1 protein-coding gene is annotated in these 818 nt (G+C 47.3%); it reads right to left on the bottom strand.

The genetic code is table 11. The annotated features are described in order from the left end of the window. Positions 1–260: 260 nt before the first annotated feature. Positions 261–593, bottom strand: coding sequence for a molybdopterin cofactor-binding domain-containing protein (locus tag CBI31_RS10245; protein ID WP_240553950.1), 333 nt, complete (start codon positions 591–593; stop codon positions 261–263). Positions 594–818: the final 225 nt, after the last annotated feature.

The raw sequence follows: 818 nt of genomic DNA, 5'->3' as shown, positions 1-818 counted from the left end.
ATTGGGATTGGATGGAACTACTGGCCATAAAAAGATGCCGCTATAGAAGATACCAATCACCGCAAGAAGCCCATATAGCCAAGCTCTAAGACGTTGGCCCAAAGTGTTGTTCTTATTAAAACGACGACTTCCCTGAATTTTTCTACTCATCAGGCTATGATAAAAGGGTCATGATCAATCACCCCCAAAATACACCAATACAAGCCAATCTCCCCCAATGGGGCCTCATTTTTGTGGAGGGTGCAGATGCCGCTAGTTTTTTACAAAATCAGCTGAGTAATTCTGTATTGGGCTTCACGCGTCCAAATCAATTTGACTGGAGTACCTGGCATTTGCTTAGCGATATTGACCGCTTGAGTGGTGTAGTCCTGAAACGCACCACGGCGACCAAATCCACCGCCAAGGTTCACTTTGTAGACATTACACTTGTCTGCAGGTAAACCTGAGGCTGCAATCACTGCAGCAAGTGAAGCTTCACCATCTTGGGTAGGTACCCATGCCTCGCAAGAATCTGCCGTCCACTTAGCAGTGGCCGTTTGTGGCTCTAAAGTAGCGTGATTTAAGAACGGGTAAAAGTAAGTAGAGTAGCGCATAGCTCAGGCTCATTGCCCTAGCTAAAGGCATGGCCTGTAGAGGCCATACAAGCTTATAGGGACGCTGGTCTTTTTGATCCATCCCACAATTCTAGGTCAGACCTTTCTACAATGGCGAAATGACTGCTAATTGCATCCTCGAACGTGTTGCCCAAACTCAATCTACCAATGACGATCTTTTAGAGCGCTGGCGCGCTGGCGAGCTCATTGACCCAGTAGCGCGTA

Origin of the sequence: Polynucleobacter campilacus, from assembly GCF_002206625.1 — a bacterium.
Classification (GTDB): Bacteria; Pseudomonadota; Gammaproteobacteria; order Burkholderiales; family Burkholderiaceae; genus Polynucleobacter; species Polynucleobacter campilacus.
Note: the sequence above shows the minus strand (reverse complement) of the source record. Positions and strands in the feature narration are given on the sequence as shown.